The following is a 26,552-nucleotide window of genomic DNA, read 5'->3' as shown; positions in this document are numbered from 1 at the left end:
TGGGGGACATTGTAATAAAAAAGGCGGCCCCAGGGCCGCCTCTTTTGTCATCAGGGAAGATGGGCTGCGCATCAAGTGCGTGAGTGCAGGCCTTTCTTCTCCAGCTGACGATAGATAATGGTCTGCTGGATGATGGAGATGACGTTGCTCACCAGCCAGTACAGGGTCAGACCTGCCGGGAACCAGAGGAACATGAAGGTGAAGATGATCGGCATGAACTGCATCACCTTCTGCTGCATCGGGTCCGTGATGGTGGTCGGGCTCATCTTCTGCAGATACCACATGGAGGCACCCATGAGGATTGGCAGCACGAAGAAGGGGTCCTTCACCGACAGGTCGGTGATCCACAGGGCGAACGGCGCGTGACGCAGCTCGACAGACTCCATCAGTGCCCAGTACAGGGCGATGAAGATGGGCATCTGCACCAGGATCGGCAGACAGCCACCGAGCGGGTTGACCTTCTCCTTCTTGTACAGCTCCATCATGCCCTGGGACATCTTCTGGCGATCGTCACCGAAGCGTTCCTTGAGCGCAGCCAGCTTGGGTTGCAGCATGCGCATCTTGGCCATGGAGGTGTACTGGGCCTTGGTCAGCGGGAACATGATGCCGCGTACCAGCAGGGTCAGCATGATGATGGCCAGACCCCAGTTCTGGACGAAACCGTGGAACACGGTCAGCAACCAGTGCAGCGGCTGGGCGATGAACCAGAGCCAGCCGTAGTCGACGGTCAGGTCCAGGTGGTTTGCCACCTTGGCCATCTGATCCTGCAACTTGGGACCGACCCACAGCTTGCCGCTCACTTCGGCCTGTTGACCGGCAGCCACGTCAACCAGCGGCGCCTTGTAGCCTATGATGGCCTGGTCTTTACCCGGGATCACGCGGCTGTAGAAGCTATTGGTGTCCTCGGCGTTCGGTGCCCAGGCAGAGACGAAGTAGTGCTGCAGCATGGCGACCCAACCACCCTTGGTGGTCTTGTTCAGGTCGGCATCCTTCATCTCGTCGAAGGTGTACTTCTTGTAGCGGGTATCTTCGCTGGAGAAGGCACCACCACGGTAGGCACTGGCCACCATGGCATGACCTTCCTGGTCCTTCGGCGTGGTCACTGTCTGCTTCAGCTGACCGTAGAACTGCACCTGAACCGGCTCGGCAGACTTGTTGTCGATCTTGTAATCGACGCCGATGGCGTAGTCACCGCGCTTGAGCACGAACTCCTTGGTGAAGACGACGCCCTTGCTGTCGGTCCAGGTCATCGGTACGACGACTTGATCCTGACCGTCGGCCAGCTGGTAGCTGGTCTGGGCTGCTTCATAGGTGGGACGACCCTGGGCCTGGCTGTCAGGACCATCGCGACCCACCAGACCACTCTGGGCAACATAGAGGTGCGCAGGCTGGCTGGTCAGCAGAGTGAACGGCTGTTCCTTGCCTTCTTCCAGCTTGTGGGCCAGCAGTTCGGCAGAGACGATGTCACCGCCCTGGGTATCCAGGGTCAGCTTGAGCACGTCGGAGGAGACGGTGATCAGCTTGCGTGCGGTAGTGGCGTTGGCTTGCTCGGAAACCTGAGGAATATCACCGGTCTGACCGGCTTCAGGTACGAAATGTTCGGTTTGGGCCACGGTAGTCGGGGCCGGCTTCGGAGCCTTGTCGGACTCCCACTGTTGCCAGAGCAAGAAGCTCACGAACAGCAAACCGATCAGGAGTAAATTGCGTTGTGATTCCATAGTCTTCAGTTTCTTCGCTTTGGTTGCGGAACCGGGTCATAACCACCCTCGGATAAGGGATGGCATTTTAATAGACGTTTGCTGGCTAACCAAACGCCTTTTATGAAACCGTGAAGTCGGATTGCTTCTATCGCAAATTGGGAACAAGTCGGGGTGAAACGGCAGCGCGGCCCGAGCAGGGGACTAATGATTAGCTGATACAGGCGTATCAGTTTGATAGCTACCCATTGCAACGGCGTGACAGAGTGCGCCATAGCTTTTCCAGTAACTTGAACAGCTCTTCGTTGTCCATCTCCTTTACGCCACCCTTGGCTATGACGACGATGTCGATAGCGGGCAGATTGGCCTGATTGAGACGGAAGCTCTCCCGTACCACTCGTTTGACACGGTTACGCCAGACGGCACGCTTGAGTGCTTTTTTGGGCACAGCCAGGCCAAGACGGGGGTGTTCGAGGGAATTGGGGCAAGCAAGAAGCGTAATTTGCGGAGAAGCGGCCCGGACAGGCTCGGCGAAAACGCGTTTGAAGTGTTCGGGAGTTAACAGACGTAACTCCCGAGAGAAGGTGTGCTGGGTAGGCATTAGACTACCAGGCGGGCACGACCCTTGGCACGACGAGCGGCCAGAACTTTGCGGCCGTTGGCGGTAGCCATGCGAGCGCGGAAACCGTGAGAGCGCTTGCGCTTCAGGTTGGACGGTTGAAAAGTACGTTTCATGATTCGATTCCGTATTTCTGTACAGTTTTGATTGTCACACTTAGCCGACGCGCCAGCTATAGCGTGTGACGACTAGCAAAAGAGGCCGAATTCTAAACAGAGTTCGGCTTCTCGTCAATCCGCCGTTCCCTCTCATCTTCTTCTGGCTCAACAATAAGCAGGAGAAGCTGGCAGGATCCAGAGGATCAAGGGCCCCGAATTATACTGGCAACCCCGGGTTAAACAAGGATCCACCAAGAAAAAAGGCGGCCAGGCCGCCAAAGAGAGAGCTATTTAAGGACTTTCCGCAAGAACTCCCGGGTACGGGGATCCTTGGGATCGACCAATATCTGATCCGGCGGGCCCTGTTCGACGATCCGGCCCCCCTCCATGAAGATCACCCGATCGGCGACATCACGGGCGAACTCGATCTCGTGGGTCACCACCACCATGGTCTGGTGCTGGCGGGCGAGCTCCTTCATCAACCCCAGCACCTCGTCGACCCATTCGGGATCGAGGGCCGAGGTGGGCTCGTCAAACAGGATGACCTTGGAGTGAGCCGCCATGGCGCGGCCTATGCCGACCCGCTGCTGCTGTCCGCCGGACAGGGACGCCGGGTAGGCATCCTGCTTGTCGGCGAGGCCTATGTCCTTGAGGATGCCAAGGGCGGTGGCCCTGGCCTCCGCCTTCGGCTGTTTCCAGACGGTGATCAGCCCCTCGGCTATGTTGTCCAGCGCCGTCTTGTTGGCGAACAGGGCATAGTTCTGGAACACGAAGGAGGCGCGCTTGCGCAGCTCGATGGCCTGCTGCTCGCTGGCATGGGCCAGATCCAGCTCAAGGTCATCGATGGCAAGGGTGCCTGCATCCGGGGTCTCCAGCAGGTTCAGGCAGCGCAGCAGGGTCGATTTTCCGGTGCCGGAGGGGCCGATGATGACGACAATGTCCCCCTTCTTCACCTCCAGATCGATGCCGTTCAATACCTGATTGCCGTCATAGGCCTTGGCAAGACCCGTTAACTTGATCATGACAGGTCTCCTTTAATAGGCGCGGCCGTTGAGAGGTACTTCCAGCCTGTGCCGCAAGTGGGTAATGGCTTGTTCATCATCGCTGGCATCCTCTTAGTAAGCACGATTGAGGCGTACTTCCAGCAGGTGCTGCAAGCGGGTAAAGATGATGACCACCACCCAGTAGACCAGGGCCACCGCCATGAAGCTCTCGAAGAACTTGAAGGAGGAGGAGGCCTCCATCTGCGCCTTGCCCATGATCTCGGCCACCCCCAGGGTAAACGCCAGTGAGGTGCTCTTGATCATGTCGATGAAGTAGTTCATCAGCGACGGCGTCGCGATGCGGGCCGCCTGCGGCAGTATGATCCGCCGCATCGCCTGATAACGACTCATGCCGATGCTGAGGGCCGCTTCCATCTGGCTCTTGTGGATGCCGAGAATGGCGGCCCGGATCGACTCGGCCATGTAGGCGGCGAAGTGCAGGGTCAGACCTATGATGGCGGCGGTAAAGGCATCCATCCCCACGAAGATCGGGAACAGTTGCGGCAGCCCGTAGTAGAGCAGGAACAGCTGGACGAGCAGGGGGGTCCCCCGGAAGAACGAGATATACAGCATCGCCAGCCAGTGAATTGCGGGAACGCGAAACACCCGTACTATCGCCAGGGCCAGCGACAGTACGAGTGCCAATACGAATCCCCACAGGGCCATTTCCATAGTAGTGCCCAGGTATTTGAGCAGGATGGGAAACAGCCCTAGCGTGTACTCGAGATCAAATTCCATCATTTATTTGCTGGTGATGTCCGCTGCGAACCATTTTTCCGAGATCTTGGTCAGGGAACCGTCTTTACGCATGGCGGTCAGTGCCTCGTCGACCTTCTTCAGCACGGCCTGTTTTTCCGGGGTCTTCAGGAAGGGCAGGGCGTTCTCGATGGTCTCGAACGGTGCGCCTGCCTGTTGCAGCGGCAGTTTGGATTCCTTGATCAGCTGGGCGGTGGAGACGCGGTCCATCACGAAGGCATCGATGCGACCCAGGGCAACGTCCTGCTCGAAGCTGGAGTCATAGGTGCGGATGTCGATCTTCTTGTTCGGGTCGTTCTTGCGCAGCAGCTCTTCGAAGTTGGAGCCCAGGTTCACCGCGACCGTCTTGCCTTCCAGATCCTTGAGACCGTGGATGGTGCTGTTGCCCTTGCGTACAACTATCTGGGCGCCGTCATAGACGTAGGGCTGGGAGAAGGCGTACTTGGCCTTGCGCTCGTCGGTGATGGTGATCTGGTTGGAGATGGTATCGACGCGACCGGTTTCCAGCATGCCGAACAGGCCGGAGAAGCTGGCGGTGACGAACTCGACCTTGTAACCGGTGCGCTCACCGATCTGGTTCCACATGTCCACCTCGAAGCCTTGCAGCTTGTCCTGCTTGACGAAGGTGAACGGGAAATACTTGCCGGACATGCCGACCTTGATGGTTTCTTGGGCGATGGCCTGGCCGGACAGGCTGGCCAGCAGAATGGCGGCGCCGGAGATCAGCTTGATGGTGGATTTCATGGGGATTCCTCTCTCTGTAGTTCTGTATTTTTAGTTGTAATCACGGGTTGGCGCTGATGTTATTGGAATAAAATATAAAGAATAAATGATATTTGGTTATATAAAATAACCGCAGCAACAGGGTCTCATTCTGTCCACATCACCGGTTGGTGGCTGTGGGTAACTTTGGGGATGAAATCAGATCCTGGGGCGTTGGATCCTTGAAAGTCAAGGATCTTATTTGCTGGATCCGTGCGGCGGCAACTGGAGATCCAGCCACTAAAAACGTAGAATAGCCGGTCTTTACTTAATCAATTGACGGGAGTCTAGAGTGACTGCTTCGCTATGGCAGCAGTGCCTTAACCGGCTGCAAGATGAGTTGCCCTCGGCAGAATTCAGCATGTGGATCCGGCCGCTTCAAGCGGAGTTGAGTGACAATACTCTGACCCTGTATGCACCGAATCGCTTCGTTCTGGACTGGGTACGCGACAAGTACCTGCTCCGGGTCAATGGCATCATCAACGAGCTGTGCGGAGCCGATGCTCCCACCCTGCGTTTTGACATCGGTAATCGTCCCCATCCCGTCGCGGTCGCCAGAGCGCCGGCGCGTGGTGTCGATCCTGTGAATAACTCTCACAAGAGCTGGGAAAGCAAGGCGGAAGCCAAGCCCGAGCCGAACCACAAGAGCAACACCAACGTGAACTACACCTTCGAGAATTTCGTCGAAGGTAAGTCCAATCAGTTGGCCCGTGCGGCGGCCCGTCAGGTGGCCGACAATCCGGGTGGCGCTTATAACCCGCTGTTCCTCTATGGCGGCACAGGTCTGGGCAAGACCCACCTGCTGCACGCCGTTGGCAATGCCATCAAGGAACGCAAGAAAGACGCCAAAGTCATCTACATGCACTCCGAACGGTTCGTGCAGGACATGGTGAAGGCGCTGCAGAATAACGCCATTGAAGAGTTCAAGCGTTATTACCGTAGCGTCGATGCCCTGCTCATCGATGACATCCAGTTCTTCGCCAACAAGGAGCGCTCCCAGGAGGAGTTCTTCCACACCTTCAACGCCCTGCTCGAAGGCAACCAGCAGATCATCCTGACCTCGGATCGTTATCCGAAGGAGATCAACGGTGTCGAGGATCGCCTCAAGTCCCGCTTCGGCTGGGGTCTGACTGTCGCGATCGAACCGCCTGAGTTGGAGACCCGGGTGGCTATCCTGATGCGCAAGGCGGACGAGAACCAGATCCATCTGCCGGACGAGGTGGCCTTCTTCATCGCCAAGCGTCTGCGCTCCAACGTCCGTGAACTGGAAGGTGCCCTCAACCGGGTGATCGCCAACGCCAACTTCACCGGCCGTGCCATCAACATCGACTTCGTGCGCGAGGCGCTGCGCGACCTCTTGGCCTTGCAGGAGAAGCTGGTCACCATAGACAACATCCAGAAGACGGTGGCGGAGTACTACAAGATCAAGCTGGCGGATCTGCTGTCCAAGCGTCGTTCCCGCTCCGTTGCCCGCCCGCGTCAGCTGGCGATGGCACTGGCCAAGGAGCTGACCAACCACAGTTTGCCGGAGATAGGGGATGCCTTTGGTGGCCGTGACCACACCACTGTTCTTCATGCCTGCCGCAAGATCGAGCAGCTGAAGGAGGAGAGTCACGACATCAAGGAAGACTATTCCAACCTGATCCGTACCCTCTCGTCCTGATAACGGAACTGAGTGGACAGATGGGGCTCGAATATTCCAACCTGATCCGAAATTTTTCCTCCTAATCACAACGGAGAGCACAGATGCAGCTCGAAATTAGCCGTGAGGCCCTGTTACGTCCTCTGCAACTGGTGTCCGGTGCCCTGGGTGGCCGGCCGACTCTGCCCATCCTCGGCAACGTCCTGCTCGATGTCAGCAATGGCCTGCTATCGCTGACCGGGACAGATCTCGAGGTGGAGATGATAGGCCAGGTCTATCTCAGCAGCGACAGCCAGGATGGGCGTACCACAGTACCGGCCCGCAAGTTGCTGGATATCTGCCGTGGCCTGCCGGAAGGGGCGGATATCCGTCTCAACACCGAAGGGGATCGCCTCATCATCCGCTCCGGTCGTTCCCGCTTCAATCTCTCTACCCTGCCGGCGACCGAGTACCCGAACATCGAGGACTGGGAATCCGTGCTCGAGTTCGACATCAGCCAGCTGGAGCTGAAGAAGCTGATCGATGCGACCCAGTTCTCCATGGCCAGCCAGGATGTGCGTTACTACCTGAATGGCATGCTGTTCGAGAGCGAGGGCCATGGCCTGCGCACCGTCGCCACCGACGGTCACCGCCTGGCCACCTGCCGCCGCGAAGTGGTCGGGGAATCGCTGCCCGATCATCAGGTCATCCTGCCCCGCAAGGGTGTGCTGGAGCTGGTGCGCCTCCTGGAGGCGGAAGACAAGCCGGTGCGGTTGCAGGTCGGTCGCAGCAACCTGCGTGCCGCCCTGGATGGCTTCATCTTTACCTCCAAGCTGGTGGATGGCCGCTTCCCGGACTGGCGTCGCGTCATTCCCCGGGGGAGCGACAAGGCCCTGATCGCCGGTCGTGAGGATCTGCGCCAGGCCTTCGCCCGCGCCGCCATCCTCTCCAACGAGAAATTCCGTGGGGTGCGTCTCAATCTGCAGGAAAACCTGCTGCGCATCACCGCCAACAACCCGGAACAGGAAGAAGCCGAGGAGCTGCTTGACGTACAATATGCCGCTGGCGAGATGGAGATCGGCTTCAACGTCTCCTATGTGCTGGACGTGCTGAATACGTTAAAATGTGACCAAATCCGGATCAGCCTGAGCGATTCCATCAGCAGTGCCATTATTGAGGATTTTGACAGCCAAGATGCCCAGTATGTGGTGATGCCGATGCGGATCTAGTCGTGTCCCTGGTCAAACTCCAGCTCAGCGACTTTCGCAACATCCAGCACGCCAGTCTCGCGCTGTCCCCCGGCCTCAATATCCTGGTCGGGTGCAATGGCAGCGGCAAGACCAGCGTGCTGGAAGCCATCCATTACCTCGGTCTCGGTCGTTCTTTTCGTACTCACCTGACCGGGCGGGTCATCCGCCAGGGGGAGAGGGCGTTTACCCTGTTTGCCCAGTGCGAGCTGGAGGGGCGTCAGGTGCCCATCGGGCTTGCCAAGGACAAGGGGGGCGAGACCCAGCTCAAGATCGCCGGGGCCCAGGCCCAGCGATTGGCCGATCTGGCCGAGCTGCTGCCGGTGCAGTTGATCCACCCCGATGGTTTCAACCTGCTGACCGGTGGGCCCCAGGCTCGCCGGGCCTGGCTGGACTGGGGTGTCTTCCATCAGGAGCCGACCTTCTTCTCCCTGTGGGGACGGGTACGGCGTCTGCTGAAACAGCGCAATGCGCTGCTGCGCCAGAGCAGCCAGTATCGCCAGCTGGCGTTCTGGGATCAGGAGCTGGTGCGGCTCGGGGGTGAACTGGCGGAGTTTCGCGCCAGTTACTGTCAGGCTATTACGCCCCTGATCAAGGAGATGACGGCGGATTTTCTGCCGGAATTCGACATCAGCCTCGGTTTCTATCGGGGCTGGGAGAGAGAGACTCCCCTCGGCGACTTGCTGGAGGCGGGGTTCGAGCGGGATCGTTCGCTGGGATACACTGGGGTCGGTCCGCAGAAGGCGGATGTGCGGCTCAAGGCGAACGGTGTGCCCGCTCAGGATATTTTGTCCAGGGGTCAGTTGAAGTTGCTGGTCTGTGCCATGCGACTGGCTCAAGGGCTCTATTTGAATCAACATAGCAGCCGTGGCTGTATTTTTTTAATTGACGATTTTGCCTCTGAACTGGATGTCGACAAACGTCGCCTGCTGGCCGCAAGGCTGAAGCAGTGCGCGTCCCAGGTGTTTATCACCGCCATCGATACCGGTCAGCTCGCAGACATGATGGATGCGAGTGACTGCAAGCTGTTCCACGTGGAACAAGGCAAGATCTCCGAAACGTTAGAGAAGGCAGAGAGTAAGCTATGAGTGAAAATACTTACGACTCCTCGAATATCAAGGTGCTGAAGGGCCTGGATGCGGTCCGCAAGCGCCCGGGGATGTATATCGGCGATACGGATGATGGCTCGGGCCTGCACCACATGGTGTTCGAGGTCGTCGATAACTCCATTGACGAGGCTCTGGCTGGCTACTGCTCCGATATTCAGGTCAAGATCCATTCCGACGGTTCCGTCTCAGTGCGTGACAACGGCCGGGGTATTCCGGTCGACATGCACGAGGAGGAAGGCCGCTCCGCCGCCGAAGTCATCATGACGGTGCTGCATGCCGGCGGCAAATTCGATGACAACTCCTACAAGGTGTCCGGCGGCCTGCACGGCGTGGGTGTCTCCGTAGTTAACGCCCTCTCTGACAAGCTGCTGCTGACCATACGTCGCAACGGCCACGTCTACGAGCAGACCTATCACCTGGGTGAGCCGCAGGCGCCGCTCAAGCAGATTGGCGACAGCACGGGCACAGGTACCGAAGTGCGCTTCTGGCCGAGCCCGACCATCTTTACCGATACCCTGTATCACTACGAGATCCTGGCCAAGCGTCTGCGTGAGCTCTCTTTCCTGAACTCAGGTGTCTCCATCCGTCTGCTGGACGAGCGGGATGGCCGCGAGGCTCACTTCTGCTACGAGGGCGGCATCAAGGCCTTCGTCGAATACCTGAACCAGAACAAGACCCCGATCCATCCCAAGGTGTTCCACTTCACCACAGAGCAGGACGGTATCGGTGTCGAAGTGGCGATGCAGTGGAACGATGCCTATCAGGAAGGGGTCTACTGCTTCACCAACAACATACCGCAGCGGGATGGTGGCACCCACCTGGTGGGCTTCCGTACCGCGCTGACCCGTACCCTCAACTCCTACATGGACAAAGAGGACTACAGCAAGAAGGCCAAGTCTGCCGCCAGTGGCGACGACGTCCGTGAAGGCTTGATTGCGGTCATCTCCGTCAAGGTGCCTGACCCCAAGTTCTCCTCCCAGACCAAGGACAAGCTGGTCTCTTCCGAAGTGAAGACAGCCGTTGAACAGGCGATGGGCGAGAAGCTGGCCGACTTCCTGCTGGAAAACCCGGGCGATGCCAAGATAGTGGTCAACAAGATCATTGATGCGGCCCGTGCCCGTGAAGCGGCCCGCAAGGCCCGCGAACTGACTCGCCGCAAGGGGGCCCTGGACATCGCCGGTTTGCCCGGCAAGCTGGCAGACTGTCAGGAGAAAGACCCGGCTCTCTCCGAACTCTACATAGTGGAAGGGGACTCTGCTGGCGGCTCCGCCAAGCAGGGTCGCAACCGCAAGAACCAGGCCATACTGCCGCTCAAGGGCAAGATCCTGAACGTGGAGAAGGCCCGTTTCGACAAGATGATCTCCTCGCAAGAGGTGGGCACCCTGATCACGGCACTGGGCTGCGGCATAGGTCGCGACGAGTACAACCCGGACAAGCTGCGTTACCACAACATCATCATCATGACGGATGCGGACGTCGATGGTGCGCACATCCGTACCCTGCTGCTGACCTTCTTCTACCGTCAGATGCCGGAGATCATCGAGCGTGGCTACGTCTTCATCGCCCAGCCGCCGCTCTACAAGGTCAAGAAGGGCAAGCAGGAGCAGTATCTGAAAGACGAAGACGCGCTGCTACAGTACCAGACCTCCATGGCGCTGGACGGTGCTACCCTGCACGTCAACGAGTCTGCCCCTGCCATAGGTGGCGAGGCGCTGGAGCGTCTGGTCAACCAGCACCGTGCCGTCTCTCACCTGATCACCCGCATGTCCCGCCGTGCCCCGGATGCCGTGCTGACCCAGCTGATCTATCAGCCTGAGTTGAACGAAACCCTGCTGGCCAGCGAGAGCGATCTGCTGGCCTGGTGCCAGGGGATGGAAGCCGTGCTCAACGAGAGCAACCACGGCATCCAGTACCAGATCCAGGTACGTCGCGACGAAGAGCGCAGCCTGTACGTGCCCCACGCGGTGGTGCGTCAGCACGGTGTCGACCGGGAGTACCCGATCAGCTACGACTTCCTGCAATCCTCCGAGTACCGTCAGCTGGTCTCCCTGGGCAAGGAGATCGCCAACCTGATCGAGGAAGGCGGTTTTATCAAGCGTGGCGAGAAGGTCAAACCTGTGGCCAACTTCGTGGAAGCCGTCGACTGGCTGATGGGCGAAGGCAAGCGTGGCATCTACATCCAGCGCTATAAAGGGTTGGGTGAGATGAACCCGGATCAGCTGTGGGAAACCACCATGGATCCGGAAGCCCGTCGCATGCTGCGCGTCACCATAGACGACGCCGTCGGCGCCGACCAGCTCTTCTCCACCCTGATGGGTGATGCGGTCGAGCCTCGTCGTGACTTCATCGAGACCAACGCCCTGCGGGTCGCCAACCTCGACGTCTAATCCGACGCGTCCTCGCGATTGAACAAGCCGCTCCCTGTGAGCGGCTTTTTGCTGGCTAACGCAGGCCCCCGAAGGTGCGGCGCCATTCACTCGGCGACACGCCGAAACGGGTGCGAAAGTGCTGGCGCAGTATGGCTGCCGTCCTCAATCCCACCAGTTCGGCGATGCGATCCATGGAGTGGGAGCTCGTCTCCAGCAACTCCTGGCTGCGCCTGAGGCGCTCGGCCAGCAACCACTCCCCGACGGAGAGACCGGTCGCCCGCTGGAAGCGGCGGGTGAAGGTGCGGCGGCTCATCAGGCAGTGCTCTGCCAATGTGTCCAGGTTGTGAGGCTCGGCCAGGTGCATGCGCAGGTGGTCGAACAGCTGGTTGATCCTGGCATCCCGGGTGGAGGCGGGCACCGGCTGCTCGATGAACTGGGCCTGGCCCCCTTCCCGATGGGGCGGCACCACCAGGCGCCTGGCCAGCTTGTTGGCGATGCGGCTGCCATGGTGCTCGCGCACCAGGTAGAGACAGCAGTCCAGCCCGGCGGCGGTGCCGGCCGAGGTGATGAGGCCCTCATCGTCCACGTAGAGGGCATTGGTATCGAGCCGCACGGCGGGAAAGCGGCCCATGAAGTCCTGCTCGAACTCCCAGTGGGTCGAGGCCCTGCGCCCCTCCAGCAGACCGGCATAGGCCAGCACATAGGTGCCCAGACAGAGCCCCACTATCTGGGCACCCCTGTGTCGGGCGGCAATCAGGGCATCAAGCAGGGGCTGGGCCGGTCGTTCGGCCGGATCGCGCCAGAAGGGGATGATGACGATGTCAGCCCCGACCAACCCCTCCAGCCCGTGGCTGGCGTCGATGCGAAAGCCCTGGGAGGAACCGGGCTGGCGGGTGGCATCGCCGGCGCAGAGTCTGAGTTCGAACAGGGAGGCGCCTGGCATCATGGTGTCGCCGAAGATGAGGCAGGGCACAGCGCAGTGAAAGGGGCTGAAGTGATCGAAGGTGATGACGGCGACGACGATGGGGTTGGGCATGGTGGCAGACTCCTTTGCACTCGGATCCCCATGATAAGGGGCGGCAACAGAAAGCCGAAGGGCCATGTGGTGGCATGGCCCTCTCTCATCAGAGGACGATGGACTCGCCATCCTCGGGTACCAGCACCCGCGTTGCCATCCCCTGTTTGCCGATGTAGTCGCGCAGCTCGTGCCGTGACAACAGGGCATGATTGACCGCCTCCATGTGGCTGGCGATCAGGGTGGCCTGTGGCGCTGCCTGATACACGGCGGCGACATCCTCCTTGCCCATGATGATGGAACCCAGCCCCGGCACCTGGGCATCGCCGCAGTTGAGGATGACGACCTCGGGCTGGTGCCGTTGCAGCGCCTGTTCAACCTGGGCGTTCCAGACGGTGTCGCCCGCCAGATAGAGGGTCTTCTCTGCGGGATGGGAGAAGACCACCCCGGATACCTCACCCAGCCGCTCGGCCAACACCGCCATGACCTGATCGTTGCCGTGCTGCCCCTCGGTCTGGTGCAACCGGATCCCGGCAAACTCGGCCTGCTCGCTCAGCAGGCGCACATCCTTGAAGCCGCTGGCGCTTATAGTGTCGGCATCTTTCTGGTGTTGCACAAACAGCGGGAGATGCTTGGGCAGCAGTTGCTGCGCGGCAGGGTCCCAGTGGTCCAGGTGATCGTGGGTGACTATCACCGCATCCACATCGAGGATCTCAGTCATGGGCAGGGGCAGCTCGACCAGCGGATTGCGCAGCTGGCTGTTGGCCGTTCCCTCAAACCCCGGGAGGCTGCCCTTGGCAGACAACATGGGATCGATCAGGAAGCGGGTGCCGGCGTAGTGGATGAGCAGGGTGGCATTGCGAACCTGGGTAACTTGCATGGTGTTGTGCTCCGGTCTCTGGTGGGGGGACGCAGCCAGTATGGCGCGGAGGGCATCAGGGAATGAGTGGCCCGCGGGCCTATTACCATATCAATCGGGCCAAAATGAGTTTTGACGGGTGGCCAAAAATTTCTTTTCATTTTTTCCCTTGAAAGGAAAAAGTGAGCCCCTATATAGGTAACAAGGCCGGAACGCTCGACAGAGGTTTCGACCAGGCGCCCGTCCATCAGGAGGGCAAACAATCCGTTATCGCTCACAAGAGGGTAATACTATGCGTTCTATCGACTTTTCTCCGCTCTATCGTTCTGCCATTGGTTTCGATCGTCTGGCCAATCTCATCGAATCTGCGGCCAGCAATGGCAATGCCGGTTATCCCCCCTACAACATCGAGCAACTGGGTGACAACGACTACCGCATCAGCATGGCGGTGGCGGGCTTTACCCAGGAAGAGCTGGAGCTGAGCTTCCAGGAAAATCTGCTGACGGTGAAGGGCAACAAGCAGGCTGACACCGAGCGCCACTATCTCTATCAGGGCATAGCCGAGCGCGGCTTCGAGCGTCGCTTCCAGCTGGCCGACTATGTGCGGGTGAAAGGGGCCGATCTCAAGAATGGCCTGCTGCACATCGATCTGGCCCGTGAAGTGCCCGAGGCGATGAAGCCCCGCAAGATCGAGATCAACGGCTGATAGCCTGAACTCTCAGTGTTTTTACCTGCTTTCCGGGTGCCGATGACGGGCCTGTGGAGAGTCAAACCTGTTGCTTATTAGAAGGATAGGATTATGCGTAACCTCGATTTTTCTCACCTCTCTTCCAATGCCGTCGGCTTCGAGCGGATGGCCCGTGAGCTGGAAGGCCTGTTCGACCAGAAGGCGGCGGCTTATCCCCCTTACAACATCGAGAAGCGGGAGCATGACGGCTACCGCATCACGGTCGCCGTGGCTGGCTTCGAGCGCGAAGAGCTGGAGCTGGAGACCGAAAATGGCACCCTCAAGGTGAAGGGGCGCAAGGCCGCAGCGGCCGGTGAGCGTCAGTTCCTCCACCAGGGAATTGCCGAGCGTGACTTCGAGCTCGCCTTCAAGCTGAGCCAGCACGTAGAGGTACAGGGGGCCAGACTGGAGCATGGTCTGCTGACCATAGATCTCGCCCGCGAATTGCCGGAGGCACTCAAACCCCGCGCCATCCCCATCGGCAAACCCGATCAGCTGGCGCTGCCGAGCTAAGCCGGGAATGTCAGGCCGGGGTGCCTGACGCCAGAGACGAGAAAGGCCTGCGATCGCAGGCCTTTCTTTTTATTTGCAGGCAAGTCAGCTGCCGCGGTAAATGGCGTTGATCTCGTCCGCCATTATGGCGATGCCGCGCCGCACCAGCTCCTCGCTCTGGGAGTAGTTGAGGCGGATGCACTCCTGGCTGTGGCGCCATTCTGGGTCGTCGATACCGGGGAAGAAGTAGTGACCCGGCACTATCAGCAGGTTCTTCGCCTTCAGCCGCTCGTAGAGCTCCTGGCAGTGGATCGGCAGGCCTTCGAACCAGAGCCAGAGGAAGAGGGCACCTTCCGGCTTGTGGATGTGGAAGCGCGGATCGGGGATCGCTTCTCGCAGCAGTTGCACGGCGAAGTCGGCCTTCTGCTTGTAGAAGGGTTTCACCACCTGTTCGCTCAGGGCGATGATCTCGCCGCTCTCTATCATGGGGATGGTGATGGCGGGCCCCAGGCTGCCCGGTGCCAGGTTGATGATGCCGCTCAGGTTGGTGATGGCCTGGATGATCTTCTCGTCGGCGATGACGATGCCGCAGCGGGTGCCCGGCAGGCCCAGCTTGGAGAGGCTCATGCAGAGTATGGTGTTGGCATTCCAGAACGGCTTGGCCTCGCTGAAGATGATGCCGGGGAAGGGCACGCCATAGGCGTTGTCGAGCAGCAGCGGGATCCCCTTGTCGCGGGCGATCTGATCCAGGTGCTCTATCTCTTCATCGGTCAGCACGTTGCCTGTGGGGTTGGTGGGGCGAGAGACGCAGATCACTCCTATGTCGTCGCCCACCTCCAGGCTCTCGAAATCCACATGGTATTTGAACTGGCCGTCGGCCAGCTTCTCTATGGTGGGCTTGTAGGCGACGAAGTGATCCTCCGCCAGGGCCGAGTCCGCATAGCCGATGTATTCGGGGGCCAGGGGGAAGAGTACCTTCTTCTTGCGGCCATCGGCGAACTCGCCGGCCAGCAGGTTGAACAGGTAGAAGAAGGCATTCTGGCTGCCGTTGGTCAGGGCTATGTTGCGGGCCGAGATGTCCCAGCCCAGCTCTCTCTTGAGCAGGGCGGCCAGCGCCTTGGTGAACCTGTCCTTGCCTTGCGGGCCATCGTAGTTGGCCATGGCCTTGATCAGCTCGCCATTGTCGAGCAGCTGCTTGGCCTCGGTCTGAAAACGTTCCAGCATGGCGGGGATGGGGGCCGGATTGCCGCCTCCCAGCATGATGGCGTCCGGATTGAGCAGCCCCTGATTGAGGTCATCCATGAGTTGGGTAATACCGGCGTGGCGAGTGAACTTCTCGCCGAACAAGGAGAATTCCATTCGGTGACAGATCCAGAGTCAGTTACGGGGGAGCTAGCACCATAGCTCAGTTTAAAAGCGGGTGTCGATCAAAATCATGGGACGTTCCACGTGGAACGGGCCCCGGAAATTGGATGTGGTAAAAATTACCACTTATGGGTTTCAAAATAACCAGCAAGATGGGCAACAAAGCCTCAAATGGCGTCAGATTTCATTTTATTTAAACAAAATCAATTGTTTATATAGTTGGCACGACTATTGGAATAACTCTCTGGTCATCTCAACCATACCGGAGCAAGCCAGATGAAGACCCTGATCGCGACCCTGATACTGAGCAGCCTGAGCCTGAACGTCATGGCCAACGACAACCCCAGGCCCGAGCTGGATAGCGCCAAGCTGGCGCAGGAAATGCGTGCCCAGCAGCAGCAGGCATCCCATGCCGTGGTACTGGATGCCATCCACAACCTCCAGCCATTGGCACTGGATACCCTGGTGGTGGAGGTCAGCCCCGCCGTGGCGACTCACCCCGAGAGTTGAGGTGACGCAGGGGCGTCTGCCCCGAGTGCTGTTTGAAGAAGCTGATGAAGGCGCTGTCGCTGGAGAACTCCAGGGAAGCGGCAATCCGGCTGATGGGTTCGCTTTCTGCCAGCAACTCCATGGCTCGCAGCAGTCGCCACTGCTGGCGCCAGGCCTGATAGTTCATGCCGGTCTCCCTCATGAAGATGCGACCTATGGTCTTGTCACTGGCACCCACCTCCTCGGCCAGCCGGTTGAGCCGAGGGGGCAGGGTGCCACCCCGCTTTATCTCCTGCAGCCAGGCCGCCAGGCGCGGGTCTGACGGCAACGGCAACTGCCAGGACTCTCGGGGTGCCTGACCCAACTCCTCCATGAAGAGCGCCAACGTCCGATGCTGCTCCTCTTGTGGCTGGTCCCATGGCCAGAGCGCCATCCGTTCGATCAGTGCCTGCAGCAGCGGATTGACCGCCAGCACCGCCATTGTGGTCGGCAACTCGGGGTGCGGGGTGAAGTAGAGGGAGCGATAGGCCACCACACCGCGCATCAAGACCCTGTGGGGCGTGCCCGCCGGCAGCCAGGCCGCTCGCGTCGGCGGGAGCAGGCAAACCCTGTCCGCCAGCTCCATGGTCATGCAGCCGGATTGGGCGAACAGCAGCTGGTGGCGCTGGTGCCTGTGCAGGCCGGAGTCATGCCAGCCCAGCGCGGAGGCGATGCCGATCACGCTGCCAGCGTGGCTGTCCGGGTCGAAAGGGTGATCGGGAAGAATAAAGGCCATGTGTCCGACTTTTGATGTATATAGTCCTGCTTATTGTAATGGGACATTCCCCCTCTCTCTAGAATGACGACCTCTTGTGAAGGAGGTTTGTCATGCACAACAAGTTGCCACCGCGCTGGCTGGTGGTGGGATTGATGATGTTTCCCCAGATGGTTGAGACCCTCTACAGCCCGGTATTGACCCAGATTGCCAGCCAGTTTGGGGTGAGCGAGGGGCAGGCATCCCAGACCCTGTCTGTCTACTTCCTGGCGTTTGCGGTGGGCGTGGTCTGCTGGGGTCGGCTCTGCGATCTCGTCGGGCGGCGTCCCGCCATGCTGGCGGGCTTGTTCACCTACGGGGTCGGCACCCTGCTGGCTCTGCTGGCCAGTGAGTTCGAGACCCTGCTGCTGGCCAGGGTCGTCTCGGCCTTCGGCGCCGCCGTGGGATCAGTGGTGACCCAGACCATGCTGCGCGACAGCTATCAGGGGGTCGAGCTGGCGCGGGTCTTCTCGGTGATGGGCGTGGCGCTTTCCCTCAGCCCCGTGCTGGGGCTGGTGAGCGGCGGCCTGCTTGCCGAGCAGTTTGGCTATCTCGGGGTCTTCAGCGGCTTGCTGGTGCTGGCGGCACTGTTGCTGCTGGTGGCCGGTCGGTGGCTGCCGGAAACCCGTCCGGCCAGCACACAGCGAGTCGCACTCTGGCCGCTGGCAGGCAAGATGGCCAGGGATGGCGGGCTCTGGCGCAGCGCAGCCCTGGTCGCCCTGTTCAACACCATGCTGTTTGGCTACTACAGCCTGGCTCCCTTCCTGTTTGACGGGCTGGGATTGAGGGTGAGCGACTTTGGTTACTCCGGGGTCTTGCTGGCGCTGGCGACCCTGCTCGGCAGCCTGCTCAACAAGCAGCTGCTGGGGAAGGGTTGGCAGCCGTCATCCCTGATCAGGCTGGCCTGTGCACTGGCGCTGGTTTGCGGGCTGCTGGTCTGGACGAGTCAGTCCTCGCTCTGGTTCCTGCTGCCCATGATGGGAATAGTGGTGGCCTATGGGGTGGCTATCCCCAATGTGTTGAGTGAGGCCTTGCAGGCCTACAGGGCGGTGGCGGGTAGCGCCGGTGCCCTGTTCGGGCTGGCCTATTACCTGCTGCTCAGCCTGGGATTGGCGGTGGCAGCCAGCTTGCAGGATCTGGGGCTGCTGCTCGCCAGCTGCGGTCTGCTGGCGCTGCTCTGCAGCGGGCGCCGTTCCACGTGAAACATCGGCTACCGATGAAGCGGTAGCCGATGTCGGGTACGGTGTTTCGAACTGGGTGGGCTGCTTGTTGCTGCTTCAACTGCCGATGAAGCGGTAGCCGATGCCGGATTCGGTTTCGATCAGGCTGGGCTGCTGGGGGTTATCTCCCAGCTTCTTGCGCAGGCTGGCGATGACGATGCGCAGGTAGTGGGTATCTTCCTTGTGGCTGGGCCCCCAGATGTCGTTGAGCAGCTGGGTCTGCAGCACCAGCTTGCCGGGGTGGCACACCAGGGCCTGCAGCAGGGCGAACTCCTTGCGGGAGAGGGGGATCTCCTCATCCCCCATGGTGACCTTGTGGCTGCCGGTATCCAGGCTCAGGCCGCACTGGGGGAAGTGACGGCATTCGCCGCTGCTGACCCCGGCACGCTGGCGCAGCAGTACCCGGATGCGGGCCATCATCTCCCCTATGCCGAACGGCTTGCTCATGTAGTCGTTGGCTCCGGCATCCAGCAGCCGCACCTTCTCCTGCTCCGAATCCCGTGCCGACAGCACCAGCACAGGGTTGGGGTGGTGTTCGCGGATGGCCTGCAAGATCTGGATGCCGTCCCCGTCCGGCAGGCCGAGATCCAGGATCACCAGATCGGGGTTGAGGTGGCGGTACTGCGCCAGCCCTTCGTTGACGCCCACCGCCTCGCTCACCTGGTGCCCCTCGGCGACCAGGCTGATCCGCAGAAAGCGGCGAATGGCCGCTTCATCATCTATGACCAGGATATGGGCCATCTAGCCTCCAGAGGCGAGTGTTGGGGGCTGGGGACGGCTGACCCCAGGAGCCCGGAATGTGCGCATCATACCTCGGGTGAGTTGAGGGAGAGCGGCAGTGAGATACGCATGCAGGTGCCGTTGCCGTTGGGGCCGGCAAACGCCCAGATGCGACCACCGTGGGCTTCTATCATAGCGCGGGAAATGGCGAGGCCAAGTCCGGTGCCGCGACTGCCGCAATCACCTACCGGCTGGGTATAGAAGAGGTTGAAGATCTTGTCCCGATCCGACTCGGCGATGCCGACCCCTATGTCGATGATGTCGATGATGAGGTCAGGGTCCGCCAGCATCACCTTGAACTCTATGGGGGTGCCGGCCGGCGAGTAGCGGGAGGCGTTGTCGAGGATGTTGACCAGTACCTGCTCGATCAGGGCGCCGTGCACATAGAGCTGGGGGATCTGCTGATCGAAGTGGATCAGCAGCTTGTGCTGGCGCCAGGAGGAATCCAGCCGCTTGCGCGCACTATCCACCAGGTCGGCGAGGTCGACCCACTCCCGCTTCAGCTGGAAGTCCGGGGAGCCGATGCGGGTCATGTCCAGCAGGTTCTGCACATAGCTGTGCAGGCGGCGTGCCTCCTCCTGCACCGAGTGGAGCAGCTCGCTGCGATCCTCGGCACTGATCCTGTCACCGTACTCCTGCAGTGTGCTGCCGGCCCCCATGATGGTCGCCAGCGGCGTCTTCAGATCGTGGGAGACCGAGGAGAGCAGGGCGGCGCGCATCCGATCCGTCTCCGCCTGCAGCTGGCTGTCGGCCAGCCGCTCGTTGAGATCGATCCGGGCCAGGGCGGCGCGGATGTCGGTGAGCAGCGCCTGCAACTGGTGTTCGGCGGAGGAGGCGAGCGGGCTGGCCAGCCGTATCCCCAGCACCAGTTCGTCGGTGAGGTGGTGGTACTGGGCCTCGGCGGCATTGAGGGTGGCGGTGTGGGCCCCGGCGCTCTGCTTCTGGGCCAGGCACCAGTCGATGGCGGCCTTGTCGGTCTGGCCCGGTCCCCGCACTTCGTCCCCGGCTCTGTACTGATACTCCTCATCCAGGGCGAACACGGGCTGCCCCAGGGCCAGGGAGATGGCCTGGGTTCCCTGCCTGAGCACCTCCACCGGGCTGCTGGCGGTGGCCAGCCCCTGGCTCAGCGACAACAGGGCGTTGCCAAGCTGCTGGGTCTCGCGCAGACCGATCAACTGCTGGCGCTGGCGGGAGGCGAGCCGTCCTGCCGTCATGCCGACGATGAGCAGTACGAACAGGGTGAGCAGGTCGCTGTGGCTGGCCACGCTCAGGGAGAAGTAGGGGGCGGTGAACAGCAGATTGTGGGCGACGAACCCCAGCACGGCGGCCAGGATGGCGGGCACCAGGCTGGTGGTGAGGGCAGTGGCGAGTACCCCCAGCACGAACAGCAGCGGCAGGGAGGCGGGCGGCAGCCAGTGGGAGAGCCCCCAGGCGCTGGCTGAGGTCACCGCCATGATGGCGATGGCCAGCAGGCTCTGGCGAATGTCCTTGGGGTGGAGTGGTTGCAGCCTCAGTCCTGGCTTGTTCTTCTCCGTATCCACCAGCGTGATCTCGAATCCCTGTGCCTGTTTCAGCAGGTGCTGCACCAGGGAGCGGCGCCAGGGCGGGTTGTGGGGCTTGCCGAGCAACAGTTGCGAGACCTGCTGCTGTTCGGCCGTCTCCAGCAGGGCATCGGCGACCGCCGGGCTGGACAGGGTCAGCACCTTGGCGCCGAGGTGAGAGGCCAGCGCCAGCGCCTGCTCCAGCTCAGGGGATCGCTGCCCCTTGCTGTCGATGTGCACCACCAGCCAGGGCAGCTGGCGGCGCTGGGCGAAGCGATGGCCGTAGCGCACCAGGGCCGAGCCGTGCTGATCCCCGAGGCAGACCATCAGCTTGCCCCGCAGCGGCAGCGTGGTCTTGCCTGCCGCCTGCCACTGCAGTTGCAGATCCCCCTCCACGTGGCTGGCGGCAGTCTGCATCGCCAGCTCCCGCAGGGCGGTCAGGTTGTTGAGGGAGAAGAAGGATTGCAGGGCGGCCTTGGCCTGATGGGGCACATAGACCTTGCCCTCCTTGAGCCGGCCGAGCAGCTCCTTGGGGGGCAGGTCTATGAGGACTATGCTGTCCGCCTCCAGCAGCACCTGATCGGGCAGGGTCTCCTTGACCCTGACCCCGGTCAGTTGCCACACCAGATCGTTGAGGCTCTCCAGGTGCTGCACGTTGAGGGTGGAGTAGACGTCTATGCCGGCGCCGAGCAGTTCCTCCACATCCTGCCAGCGTTTCTCGTGGCGGCTGCCGGGGGCATTGGTGTGGGCCAGCTCATCCACCACTACGATGGCGGGCTTGCGTTCGAGCAAGCCATCCAGGTCCATCTCCTCCAGCCGTTGCTGGCGGTGGTGATGGAGCTTGCGTGGCTGGATGGCGAGCTTGTCGAGCAGCGCCAGGGTTTCCTGGCGCCCATGGGTCTCGACCACGCCGATGAGAATGTCGACCCCTTCCTTGGCCTGTTCCCGCACCGCCTGCAACATGGCGTAGGTCTTGCCTACGCCGGGGGCGGCGCCGAGGAAGACCTTCAGCTTGCCCTTGTGTTCCTCTTCCAGGCTTGCCAGCAAGGCATCGGCCCGAACCTCATCACGCATTCCCGTGCTCCTGCTCCAGGCTTGCCAGCAGGGCACCCGCCTTTACCTCATCACGCATTCCCATGCTCCTGCTTCATGCCTGCCAGCAGGGCAACCGTCTTTACTTCATTACGCATCATCATCCTTATGGAGCAACCACCGGCTCGGTTCGAAAATCTGGGTCGCCCTCCAACTCGGGCCAGCCAGGTGCGCCATCATGCGTCCTTGTGCTGATCGAGCAACAGATTCAACTGGAGGATGTTGACCACCTGGGGGCCAAGGATACCAGCTTGTGTGGACGACTTGACCTGCTCCGTCAGGGAAGCGGGATCCAGCCCGCGTTGCTTGGCGACGCGATCCACCTGGGCCAGCACGGCATCCAGGGGCAGGTGGGGATCCAGGCCCGAACCTGAGCGGGTCAGCATGGCGGGGGACTGGTAATTACCCTGGGCCTTGGCAAATTCGCTGCGCAGGGGGGAACTCACCCCCAGGTTGCTGGCGCCACTGCCAATGGTGGTGAAGTCGCTGGCAGAGGGGCGGGAGTGGAAGTACTCCGCCCGTTCGAACTTCTGCGCCAGCAGGGCACTGCCGACCAACTGCTGCTTGGCATCGGTCAGCTGGCTGCCGTTGGCCTGCCAGGGGAAGAACAGCTGGGCCAGCCCGGTGACGGCCAGGGGGTAGCCGACACCCAGCAGCAGGGTCAGGGTCAGCAGGGTTCTGATTGCTATCATGATTCTCTCGCTCCAAACAGATTGATGGGGTGCAGGCCAGGCTTGCACCCGTTATGTCGTTACACCAGACCCAGGCCTGTGATGACCAGGTCGATCAGCTTGATGCCCATGGATGGGGGCACGATCTGGCCGTGGATACCATAGTGAGGCGTTTTCATCACACCAGACCCAGGCCTGTGATGACCAGATCGATCAACTTGATGCCGATGAAGGGCACGATCAGGCCACCGAGACCATAGATCAGCAGGTTGCGGCGCAGCAGGCTGGCGGCGGAGCCCTTCACGTTGACCCCCCGCAGTGCCAGCGGCACCAGCGCCACTATGATCAGGGCGTTGAAGATGATGGCCGACAGTATGGCGCTCTCTGGACTGCCGAGTTGCATCAGGTTCAGCGCCCCCAGCTGCGGGTAGGCGGCGATGAAGAGGGCCGGCAGTATGGCGAAATACTTGGCCACGTCGTTGGCGATGGAGAAGGTGGTCAGGGCGCCCCGGGTGACCAGCAACTGCTTGCCCACCAGCACCACGTCCAGCAGCTTGGTGGGGTTGGAGTCCAGATCCACCAGGTTGCCCGCCTCCTTGGCGGCCTGGGTGCCTTCGTTCATGGCCAGACCCACGTCCGCCTGGGCCAGTGCTGGTGCGTCGTTGGCACCATCACCGCACATGGCGACCATGCGGCCATCGGCCTGCTCCTGGCGGATATAGGCCAGCTTCTTCTCCGGTGTCGCCTCGGCGATGAAGTCATCCACCCCGGCCTCGGCGGCGATGGCGGCGGCGGTCAGCGGGTTGTCCCCGGTGATCATCACTGTGCGGATCCCCATGTGGCGCAGGATCTGGAAGCGGGCCTTGATGCCTGGCTTGATGATGTCCTTGAGGTACACCACCCCCAGCAACTGCTCGTGGGTACATACCAGCAGCGGGGTGCCGCCCTGGCGGGCTATGTTGTCGACCGCCTTCAGAATGAGCTCGGGCACTCCCTTGCGATCGAGGGAGAGGTAGTTGAGCACCGCATCCACGGCCCCCTTGCGATATTGATGACCGTTGCGATCCAGACCGCTCAACCGGGTCTCGGCGCTGAAGGGGATCACCTTGTCGCTCTCGAGCTGACTCGGCTTGGCCATGCTCTTGCCGGCCAGGGTCAGGATGGACTTGCCCTCGGGGGTGTTGTCGCCGAGGGAGGCCAGCATGGCGGCCTGGGCCAGCAGGGAGGGATCGACGCCGGGGGCCGGGATCAGTTCGTCAGCCATGCGGTTGCCGAAGGTGATGGTGCCTGTCTTGTCGAGCAGCAGGGTACGCACGTCACCGGCGGCCTCCACGGCACGACCCGACTTGGCGATCACGTTCAGCTTCACCAGCCGGTCCATGCCGGCGATGCCGATGGCGGAGAGCAGACCCCCTATGGTGGTCGGGATCAGGGTGATGAAGAGGGCCAGCAGGTAGAGGCGCGGTACCTGGGTGCCGTTGTAGTCGAGGAACCAGGGCAGGGTGGCGACCACCAGCAGGAAGATCAGGGTCAGACCCACCAGCAGGGCATCGAGCGCCATCTCGTTGGGCGTCTTCTGGCGCTTGGCCCCCTCGACCAGCGCTATCATCCTGTCGAGCGTGCTCTCCCCGGGATTGTTGGTCACACGGACCCAGATCTCGTCGGAGACCACAGTGGTATTGCCGGTCACGCCGCTGCGGTCGGTGCCGGACTCGCGGATGACGGGGGCGGATTCCCCCGTGATGGCGGCCTCGTTGACGGAGGCGATACCGGCAATGACTTCACCGTCGGCCGGGATCATCTCGCCGCTGCGCACCAGCACCAGATCCCCTTTTTGCAAGCTGGTGGCCGGGATCCACTCGCCCTGGCCATCTTTCGGATCCCGCACCTTGCGTGCCTGAAGCTGGCTCATGCCCGCCTTCAGGCTGTCGGCCCGCGCCTTGCCACGGCCTTCTGCCAGGGTCTCGGCGAAGTTGGCAAACCACAGGGTCAGCCACAACCAGGCAGTCAGCTGCCAGGCCAGGCTGGGGGTGACTCCCGACAGGGGTTGACCCAGCAGGGACTCCACGGTCGCCATCACGGCGGCCAGCCAGAGGGTGAACAGTATGGGGCTGCCAAACAGCGCCTTGGGGTTGAAGCGATAGAAGGCTTCGATCATGGCCTGCACGACTTGTGAGGTCTGTTTCTTGCCCTTGCCCTTCACCTTTTCGGTGCGGGCAGGGATGGAGATGGACTTGCTCATTTGAATGCTCCCAGCATCAGATGTTCGACCATTGGCATCGGTAAGGTGACTGACATGGACAGGGTCATCAGAGCGCTCCCAGTATCAGGAGGTGCTCGGCGACGGGGCCCAGCGCCAGTACCGGCAGGAAGGAGAGACCGCCTATCAGCAGCACTGTGATGATCAGCAAGGTGATGAACAGCGGGCCGCGGATGGGGAAGTCACCCTCGCCGGCATCCTGTTGGGAGGCGCGCGAGAGCTGACCGGCGATGGCCAGCACCGGAATGATGTAGCCGAAGCGACCGAGCAGCATGGCCAGACCTATGGCGACGCACTGCCAGTTGTCCGCGGCGGCGAAGCCCCCGAAGGCCGAGCCGTTGTTGCCGGCGGCCGAGGCGTAGGCATAGATGAGGCGTGACAGGCCGTGCGGACCGTCGTGACCCATGATGGTGGCGGCATCCGGCATCAGCAGCGTTACCCCGCCGATCACCAGAACCCCGACCGGCATCACCAGCATGCTGGCGACCACCCATTTCATCTCGGTGATCCCGAGGCGCTTGCCGAGATAGGTCGGCGTGCGCCCGACCATCAGGCCGCACAGGAACACGGTCAGCAGCACGAACAGCATCATGCCGTAGATACCGGCACCCACACCGCCGAAGATGACTTCACCGAGCAGCATGTTGATCATGCCGACCATGCCACCGAGCGGGGTGAAGCTGTCGTGCATGGCGTTGACAGAGCCGTTGGAGGCCGAGGTGGTCGCCACTTCCCAGATGCTGGAGAGCACGGGGCCGAAGCGGCTCTCCTTGCCTTCCCAGTTGCCTGCCTGGGTGGTGAGCTGGGCGAGCGCCGGATCCGGTTGTAGCTCCTGATAGACGGAGAGGCCGAGCCCCAGCACGAACAACAGTGTCATGGCGGAGAGGATGGCGCGGCCGTGGCCGGAATCCTTCACGTAACGGCCCAGGGTACAGACCAGGGCAGCGGGAATGGTCAGCAGGGTGACCATCTCCAGCCAGTTGGAGAGGGCGGTCGGGTTCTCGAACGGGTGGGCCGAGTTGACGCCGAAGAAGCCGCCACCGTTGGAGCCGAGCTGCTTGATGGCGATCTGCGAGGCGGCAGGGCCGAGCGGCAGCAACTGCTCCTGACCTTCCAGGGCATGGAACGGCAGATAAGCCGACAGACTCTGGGGAACCCCTTGCCAGACCAGCAGCAGCGCCATGATAAGCGCCATGGGCAGCAGCACGTAGAGGCAGAAGCGCACCAGATCCTGCCAGAAGTTGCCAAGGTGTATGGTCTGCTGGCGGGAGAGACCGCGGAACAGCGCGACGGCGACTGTGGCACCTGTGGCGGCGGAGACGAAGTTCTGGGTGGTGAGCCCCACCATCTGGCTGAAGTAGGAGAGGCTGGCCTCACCTGAATAGGCTTGCCAGTTGGTATTGGTCATGAAGCTGACGGCGGTGTTGAAGGCGAGTTGCCAGCTCAGACCCGGCAGCTGTTGCGGGTTGAGGGGCAGCAGGCCCTGGGCCATCAGGATCAGGAACAGCAGACCGAAACCGGCACCGTTGAAGGCCAGCAGGCTGAGGGCGTAGGACTTCCAGTCCTGCTCCCGTCCATCCGTGCCACAGCAGGCCAGGGTGGCGCGCTCGACCGGCGCGAGCCAGCGGCTCTTGCCCTCGAACACCCGATACATATAGCTGCCGAGCAGGGGTGCCGGCAGCAGGACCAGCAGCACGAAGGCCACTGGATAGATTATTTCTTGCCACATGTTCTAGTTCCTCACTCGTGACTACGCGTGAGTGCGCGCATCAGGTAACCCATCAGGGCGAGGACCAGCAGCAGATATAGCCAATTCATAACGACTCCGTTGAGATAATTAGCGTCGAGAGTCGATGCAAATCCATATCGACTCCGTTGGTGTCATTGACGCTGAAAGGGTATGTAAAACGGGCGTAAAGGCGCCATA

General features: G+C 61.2%; 24 protein-coding genes. 8 read left to right on the top strand and 16 right to left on the bottom strand.

Annotated features, from left to right (window positions below; genetic code table 11):
* Positions 1-71: 71 nt before the first annotated feature.
* The 7 genes from yidC to AB5Y91_RS20140 all read right to left on the bottom strand — a co-directional run bounded on the left by yidC (position 72) and on the right by AB5Y91_RS20140 (position 4,957).
* A complete protein-coding gene (gene yidC / locus AB5Y91_RS20170; protein WP_163156855.1) occupies positions 72-1,718 on the bottom strand; it encodes a membrane protein insertase YidC in 1,647 nt (548 codons plus the stop codon).
* A gap of 5 nt (positions 1,719-1,723) precedes the next feature.
* Positions 1,724-1,972 carry a membrane protein insertion efficiency factor YidD gene (gene yidD / locus AB5Y91_RS20165; protein ID WP_010672280.1) on the bottom strand — a complete coding sequence of 83 codons (249 nt, stop codon included), beginning with the start codon at positions 1,970-1,972 and terminating at the stop codon, positions 1,724-1,726.
* A complete protein-coding gene (rnpA, locus tag AB5Y91_RS20160; protein WP_025328882.1) occupies positions 1,939-2,298 on the bottom strand; it encodes a ribonuclease P protein component in 360 nt (119 codons plus the stop codon). Before rnpA ends, yidD begins: the two co-directional genes overlap by 34 nt.
* Complete coding sequence (rpmH, locus tag AB5Y91_RS20155) at positions 2,298-2,432, bottom strand: 50S ribosomal protein L34 (RefSeq protein WP_005307156.1); 135 nt, start codon at positions 2,430-2,432, stop codon at positions 2,298-2,300. Before rpmH ends, rnpA begins: the two co-directional genes overlap by 1 nt.
* 269 nt (positions 2,433-2,701) lie before the next feature.
* Positions 2,702-3,436: an amino acid ABC transporter ATP-binding protein gene (locus AB5Y91_RS20150; RefSeq protein ID WP_106885376.1), complete on the bottom strand. Its 735-nt coding sequence runs from the start codon at positions 3,434-3,436 to the stop codon at positions 2,702-2,704.
* 93 nt (positions 3,437-3,529) lie between these two features.
* Complete coding sequence (locus tag AB5Y91_RS20145; protein WP_025328884.1) at positions 3,530-4,198, bottom strand: amino acid ABC transporter permease; 669 nt, start codon at positions 4,196-4,198, stop codon at positions 3,530-3,532.
* Positions 4,199-4,957 carry an amino acid ABC transporter substrate-binding protein gene (locus tag AB5Y91_RS20140; protein WP_106885375.1) on the bottom strand — a complete coding sequence of 253 codons (759 nt, stop codon included), beginning with the start codon at positions 4,955-4,957 and terminating at the stop codon, positions 4,199-4,201.
* 310 nt (positions 4,958-5,267) lie between these two features.
* Here AB5Y91_RS20140 and dnaA point away from each other — a divergent pair, with 310 nt between their 5' ends.
* The 4 genes from dnaA to gyrB all read left to right on the top strand — a co-directional run bounded on the left by dnaA (position 5,268) and on the right by gyrB (position 11,339).
* Entirely contained in the window at positions 5,268-6,638 is a 1,371-nt protein-coding gene (gene dnaA / locus AB5Y91_RS20135) for a chromosomal replication initiator protein DnaA (RefSeq protein WP_025325183.1), read from the top strand.
* A gap of 83 nt (positions 6,639-6,721) precedes the next feature.
* A complete protein-coding gene (gene dnaN, locus AB5Y91_RS20130) occupies positions 6,722-7,825 on the top strand; it encodes a DNA polymerase III subunit beta (RefSeq protein ID WP_025325184.1) in 1,104 nt (367 codons plus the stop codon).
* A 2-nt stretch (positions 7,826-7,827) separates the two neighbouring features.
* Complete coding sequence (gene recF, locus AB5Y91_RS20125) at positions 7,828-8,931, top strand: DNA replication/repair protein RecF (RefSeq protein WP_005326309.1); 1,104 nt, start codon at positions 7,828-7,830, stop codon at positions 8,929-8,931.
* A complete protein-coding gene (gyrB, locus tag AB5Y91_RS20120) occupies positions 8,928-11,339 on the top strand; it encodes a DNA topoisomerase (ATP-hydrolyzing) subunit B (RefSeq protein ID WP_106885373.1) in 2,412 nt (803 codons plus the stop codon). The genes recF and gyrB overlap by 4 nt, the downstream gene beginning before the upstream one ends.
* A 55-nt stretch (positions 11,340-11,394) precedes the next feature.
* On the opposite strand, the gene AB5Y91_RS20115 is transcribed toward gyrB, so the two are convergent.
* Positions 11,395-12,357 carry a helix-turn-helix domain-containing protein gene (locus AB5Y91_RS20115; protein WP_368170623.1) on the bottom strand — a complete coding sequence of 321 codons (963 nt, stop codon included), beginning with the start codon at positions 12,355-12,357 and terminating at the stop codon, positions 11,395-11,397.
* Between the two features lie 88 nt (positions 12,358-12,445).
* The gene (locus AB5Y91_RS20110) at positions 12,446-13,216 is read right to left on the bottom strand and encodes an MBL fold metallo-hydrolase (protein WP_368170622.1); all 771 of its coding nucleotides are present in this window, start codon (positions 13,214-13,216) and stop codon (positions 12,446-12,448) included.
* 271 nt (positions 13,217-13,487) lie between these two features.
* On the opposite strand from AB5Y91_RS20110, the gene AB5Y91_RS20105 reads away from it, so the two are divergent.
* Together AB5Y91_RS20105 and AB5Y91_RS20100 are read left to right on the top strand one after the other, a co-directional pair.
* Complete coding sequence (locus AB5Y91_RS20105) at positions 13,488-13,901, top strand: Hsp20 family protein (RefSeq protein WP_025325189.1); 414 nt, start codon at positions 13,488-13,490, stop codon at positions 13,899-13,901.
* Positions 13,902-13,994: 93 nt separating this feature from the next.
* Complete coding sequence (locus AB5Y91_RS20100; RefSeq protein WP_025325190.1) at positions 13,995-14,435, top strand: Hsp20 family protein; 441 nt, start codon at positions 13,995-13,997, stop codon at positions 14,433-14,435.
* 84 nt (positions 14,436-14,519) lie between these two features.
* On the opposite strand, the gene AB5Y91_RS20095 is transcribed toward AB5Y91_RS20100, so the two are convergent.
* The gene (locus AB5Y91_RS20095; protein WP_368170621.1) at positions 14,520-15,773 is read right to left on the bottom strand and encodes a valine--pyruvate transaminase; all 1,254 of its coding nucleotides are present in this window, start codon (positions 15,771-15,773) and stop codon (positions 14,520-14,522) included.
* A 282-nt stretch (positions 15,774-16,055) separates the two neighbouring features.
* Between AB5Y91_RS20095 and AB5Y91_RS20090 the strand changes: the two genes are divergently transcribed.
* A complete protein-coding gene (locus AB5Y91_RS20090) occupies positions 16,056-16,289 on the top strand; it encodes a hypothetical protein (RefSeq protein ID WP_163135487.1) in 234 nt (77 codons plus the stop codon).
* On the opposite strand, the gene AB5Y91_RS20085 is transcribed toward AB5Y91_RS20090, so the two are convergent.
* Positions 16,255-17,043 carry a helix-turn-helix transcriptional regulator gene (locus AB5Y91_RS20085; RefSeq protein WP_368170620.1) on the bottom strand — a complete coding sequence of 263 codons (789 nt, stop codon included), beginning with the start codon at positions 17,041-17,043 and terminating at the stop codon, positions 16,255-16,257. The genes AB5Y91_RS20090 and AB5Y91_RS20085 overlap by 35 nt on opposite strands.
* Before the next feature lie 92 nt (positions 17,044-17,135).
* Here AB5Y91_RS20085 and AB5Y91_RS20080 point away from each other — a divergent pair, with 92 nt between their 5' ends.
* Positions 17,136-18,263 (top strand): multidrug effflux MFS transporter, encoded by a 1,128-nt coding sequence (locus AB5Y91_RS20080; RefSeq protein ID WP_139745072.1) that lies wholly within the window; start codon positions 17,136-17,138, stop codon positions 18,261-18,263.
* A gap of 75 nt (positions 18,264-18,338) precedes the next feature.
* Here AB5Y91_RS20080 and AB5Y91_RS20075 read toward each other — a convergent pair whose 3' ends face one another.
* The 5 genes from AB5Y91_RS20075 to kdpA all read right to left on the bottom strand — a co-directional run bounded on the left by AB5Y91_RS20075 (position 18,339) and on the right by kdpA (position 26,354).
* Positions 18,339-19,022, bottom strand: a complete 684-nt coding sequence (locus tag AB5Y91_RS20075) for a response regulator (protein ID WP_106885366.1) — start codon at positions 19,020-19,022, stop codon at positions 18,339-18,341.
* A gap of 65 nt (positions 19,023-19,087) precedes the next feature.
* The gene (locus AB5Y91_RS20070) at positions 19,088-21,676 is read right to left on the bottom strand and encodes a sensor histidine kinase KdpD (RefSeq protein ID WP_111911383.1); all 2,589 of its coding nucleotides are present in this window, start codon (positions 21,674-21,676) and stop codon (positions 19,088-19,090) included.
* Positions 21,677-21,870: 194 nt separating this feature from the next.
* A complete protein-coding gene (locus AB5Y91_RS20065; RefSeq protein ID WP_005326326.1) occupies positions 21,871-22,386 on the bottom strand; it encodes a potassium-transporting ATPase subunit C in 516 nt (171 codons plus the stop codon).
* Between the two features lie 157 nt (positions 22,387-22,543).
* Positions 22,544-24,607 carry a potassium-transporting ATPase subunit KdpB gene (gene kdpB / locus AB5Y91_RS20060; protein WP_163135484.1) on the bottom strand — a complete coding sequence of 688 codons (2,064 nt, stop codon included), beginning with the start codon at positions 24,605-24,607 and terminating at the stop codon, positions 22,544-22,546.
* A gap of 67 nt (positions 24,608-24,674) precedes the next feature.
* The gene (gene kdpA, locus AB5Y91_RS20055) at positions 24,675-26,354 is read right to left on the bottom strand and encodes a potassium-transporting ATPase subunit KdpA (RefSeq protein ID WP_041206621.1); all 1,680 of its coding nucleotides are present in this window, start codon (positions 26,352-26,354) and stop codon (positions 24,675-24,677) included.
* Between the last annotated feature and the right edge of the window lie 198 nt (positions 26,355-26,552).

Source organism: Aeromonas sp. R4-3 (assembly GCF_040908275.1).
GTDB classification, from domain to species: domain Bacteria; phylum Pseudomonadota; class Gammaproteobacteria; order Enterobacterales; family Aeromonadaceae; genus Aeromonas; species Aeromonas rivipollensis.
This window is presented reverse-complemented; position numbering and strand designations above follow the sequence as displayed.

What these genes read in the sequence shown, in the direction of transcription:
- yidC (WP_163156855.1), bottom strand. Translation starts at nt 1,718, where the DNA reads ATGGAATCACAACGCAATTTACTCCTGATCGGTTTGCTGTTCGTGAGC.
- yidD (WP_010672280.1), bottom strand. Translation starts at nt 1,972, where the DNA reads ATGGCGCACTCTGTCACGCCGTTGCAATGGGTAGCTATCAAACTGATA.
- rnpA (WP_025328882.1), bottom strand. Translation starts at nt 2,298, where the DNA reads ATGCCTACCCAGCACACCTTCTCTCGGGAGTTACGTCTGTTAACTCCC.
- rpmH (WP_005307156.1), bottom strand. Translation starts at nt 2,432, where the DNA reads ATGAAACGTACTTTTCAACCGTCCAACCTGAAGCGCAAGCGCTCTCAC.
- AB5Y91_RS20150 (WP_106885376.1), bottom strand. Translation starts at nt 3,436, where the DNA reads ATGATCAAGTTAACGGGTCTTGCCAAGGCCTATGACGGCAATCAGGTA.
- AB5Y91_RS20145 (WP_025328884.1), bottom strand. Translation starts at nt 4,198, where the DNA reads ATGATGGAATTTGATCTCGAGTACACGCTAGGGCTGTTTCCCATCCTG.
- AB5Y91_RS20140 (WP_106885375.1), bottom strand. Translation starts at nt 4,957, where the DNA reads ATGAAATCCACCATCAAGCTGATCTCCGGCGCCGCCATTCTGCTGGCC.
- dnaN (WP_025325184.1), top strand. Translation starts at nt 6,722, where the DNA reads ATGCAGCTCGAAATTAGCCGTGAGGCCCTGTTACGTCCTCTGCAACTG.
- gyrB (WP_106885373.1), top strand. Translation starts at nt 8,928, where the DNA reads ATGAGTGAAAATACTTACGACTCCTCGAATATCAAGGTGCTGAAGGGC.
- AB5Y91_RS20115 (WP_368170623.1), bottom strand. Translation starts at nt 12,357, where the DNA reads ATGCCCAACCCCATCGTCGTCGCCGTCATCACCTTCGATCACTTCAGC.
- AB5Y91_RS20110 (WP_368170622.1), bottom strand. Translation starts at nt 13,216, where the DNA reads ATGCAAGTTACCCAGGTTCGCAATGCCACCCTGCTCATCCACTACGCC.
- AB5Y91_RS20105 (WP_025325189.1), top strand. Translation starts at nt 13,488, where the DNA reads ATGCGTTCTATCGACTTTTCTCCGCTCTATCGTTCTGCCATTGGTTTC.
- AB5Y91_RS20100 (WP_025325190.1), top strand. Translation starts at nt 13,995, where the DNA reads ATGCGTAACCTCGATTTTTCTCACCTCTCTTCCAATGCCGTCGGCTTC.
- AB5Y91_RS20095 (WP_368170621.1), bottom strand. Translation starts at nt 15,773, where the DNA reads ATGGAATTCTCCTTGTTCGGCGAGAAGTTCACTCGCCACGCCGGTATT.
- AB5Y91_RS20090 (WP_163135487.1), top strand. Translation starts at nt 16,056, where the DNA reads ATGAAGACCCTGATCGCGACCCTGATACTGAGCAGCCTGAGCCTGAAC.
- AB5Y91_RS20085 (WP_368170620.1), bottom strand. Translation starts at nt 17,043, where the DNA reads ATGGCCTTTATTCTTCCCGATCACCCTTTCGACCCGGACAGCCACGCT.
- AB5Y91_RS20080 (WP_139745072.1), top strand. Translation starts at nt 17,136, where the DNA reads ATGCACAACAAGTTGCCACCGCGCTGGCTGGTGGTGGGATTGATGATG.
- AB5Y91_RS20075 (WP_106885366.1), bottom strand. Translation starts at nt 19,022, where the DNA reads ATGGCCCATATCCTGGTCATAGATGATGAAGCGGCCATTCGCCGCTTT.
- AB5Y91_RS20070 (WP_111911383.1), bottom strand. Translation starts at nt 21,676, where the DNA reads ATGCGTGATGAGGTTCGGGCCGATGCCTTGCTGGCAAGCCTGGAAGAG.
- AB5Y91_RS20065 (WP_005326326.1), bottom strand. Translation starts at nt 22,386, where the DNA reads ATGATAGCAATCAGAACCCTGCTGACCCTGACCCTGCTGCTGGGTGTC.
- kdpB (WP_163135484.1), bottom strand. Translation starts at nt 24,607, where the DNA reads ATGAGCAAGTCCATCTCCATCCCTGCCCGCACCGAAAAGGTGAAGGGC.
- kdpA (WP_041206621.1), bottom strand. Translation starts at nt 26,354, where the DNA reads ATGTGGCAAGAAATAATCTATCCAGTGGCCTTCGTGCTGCTGGTCCTG.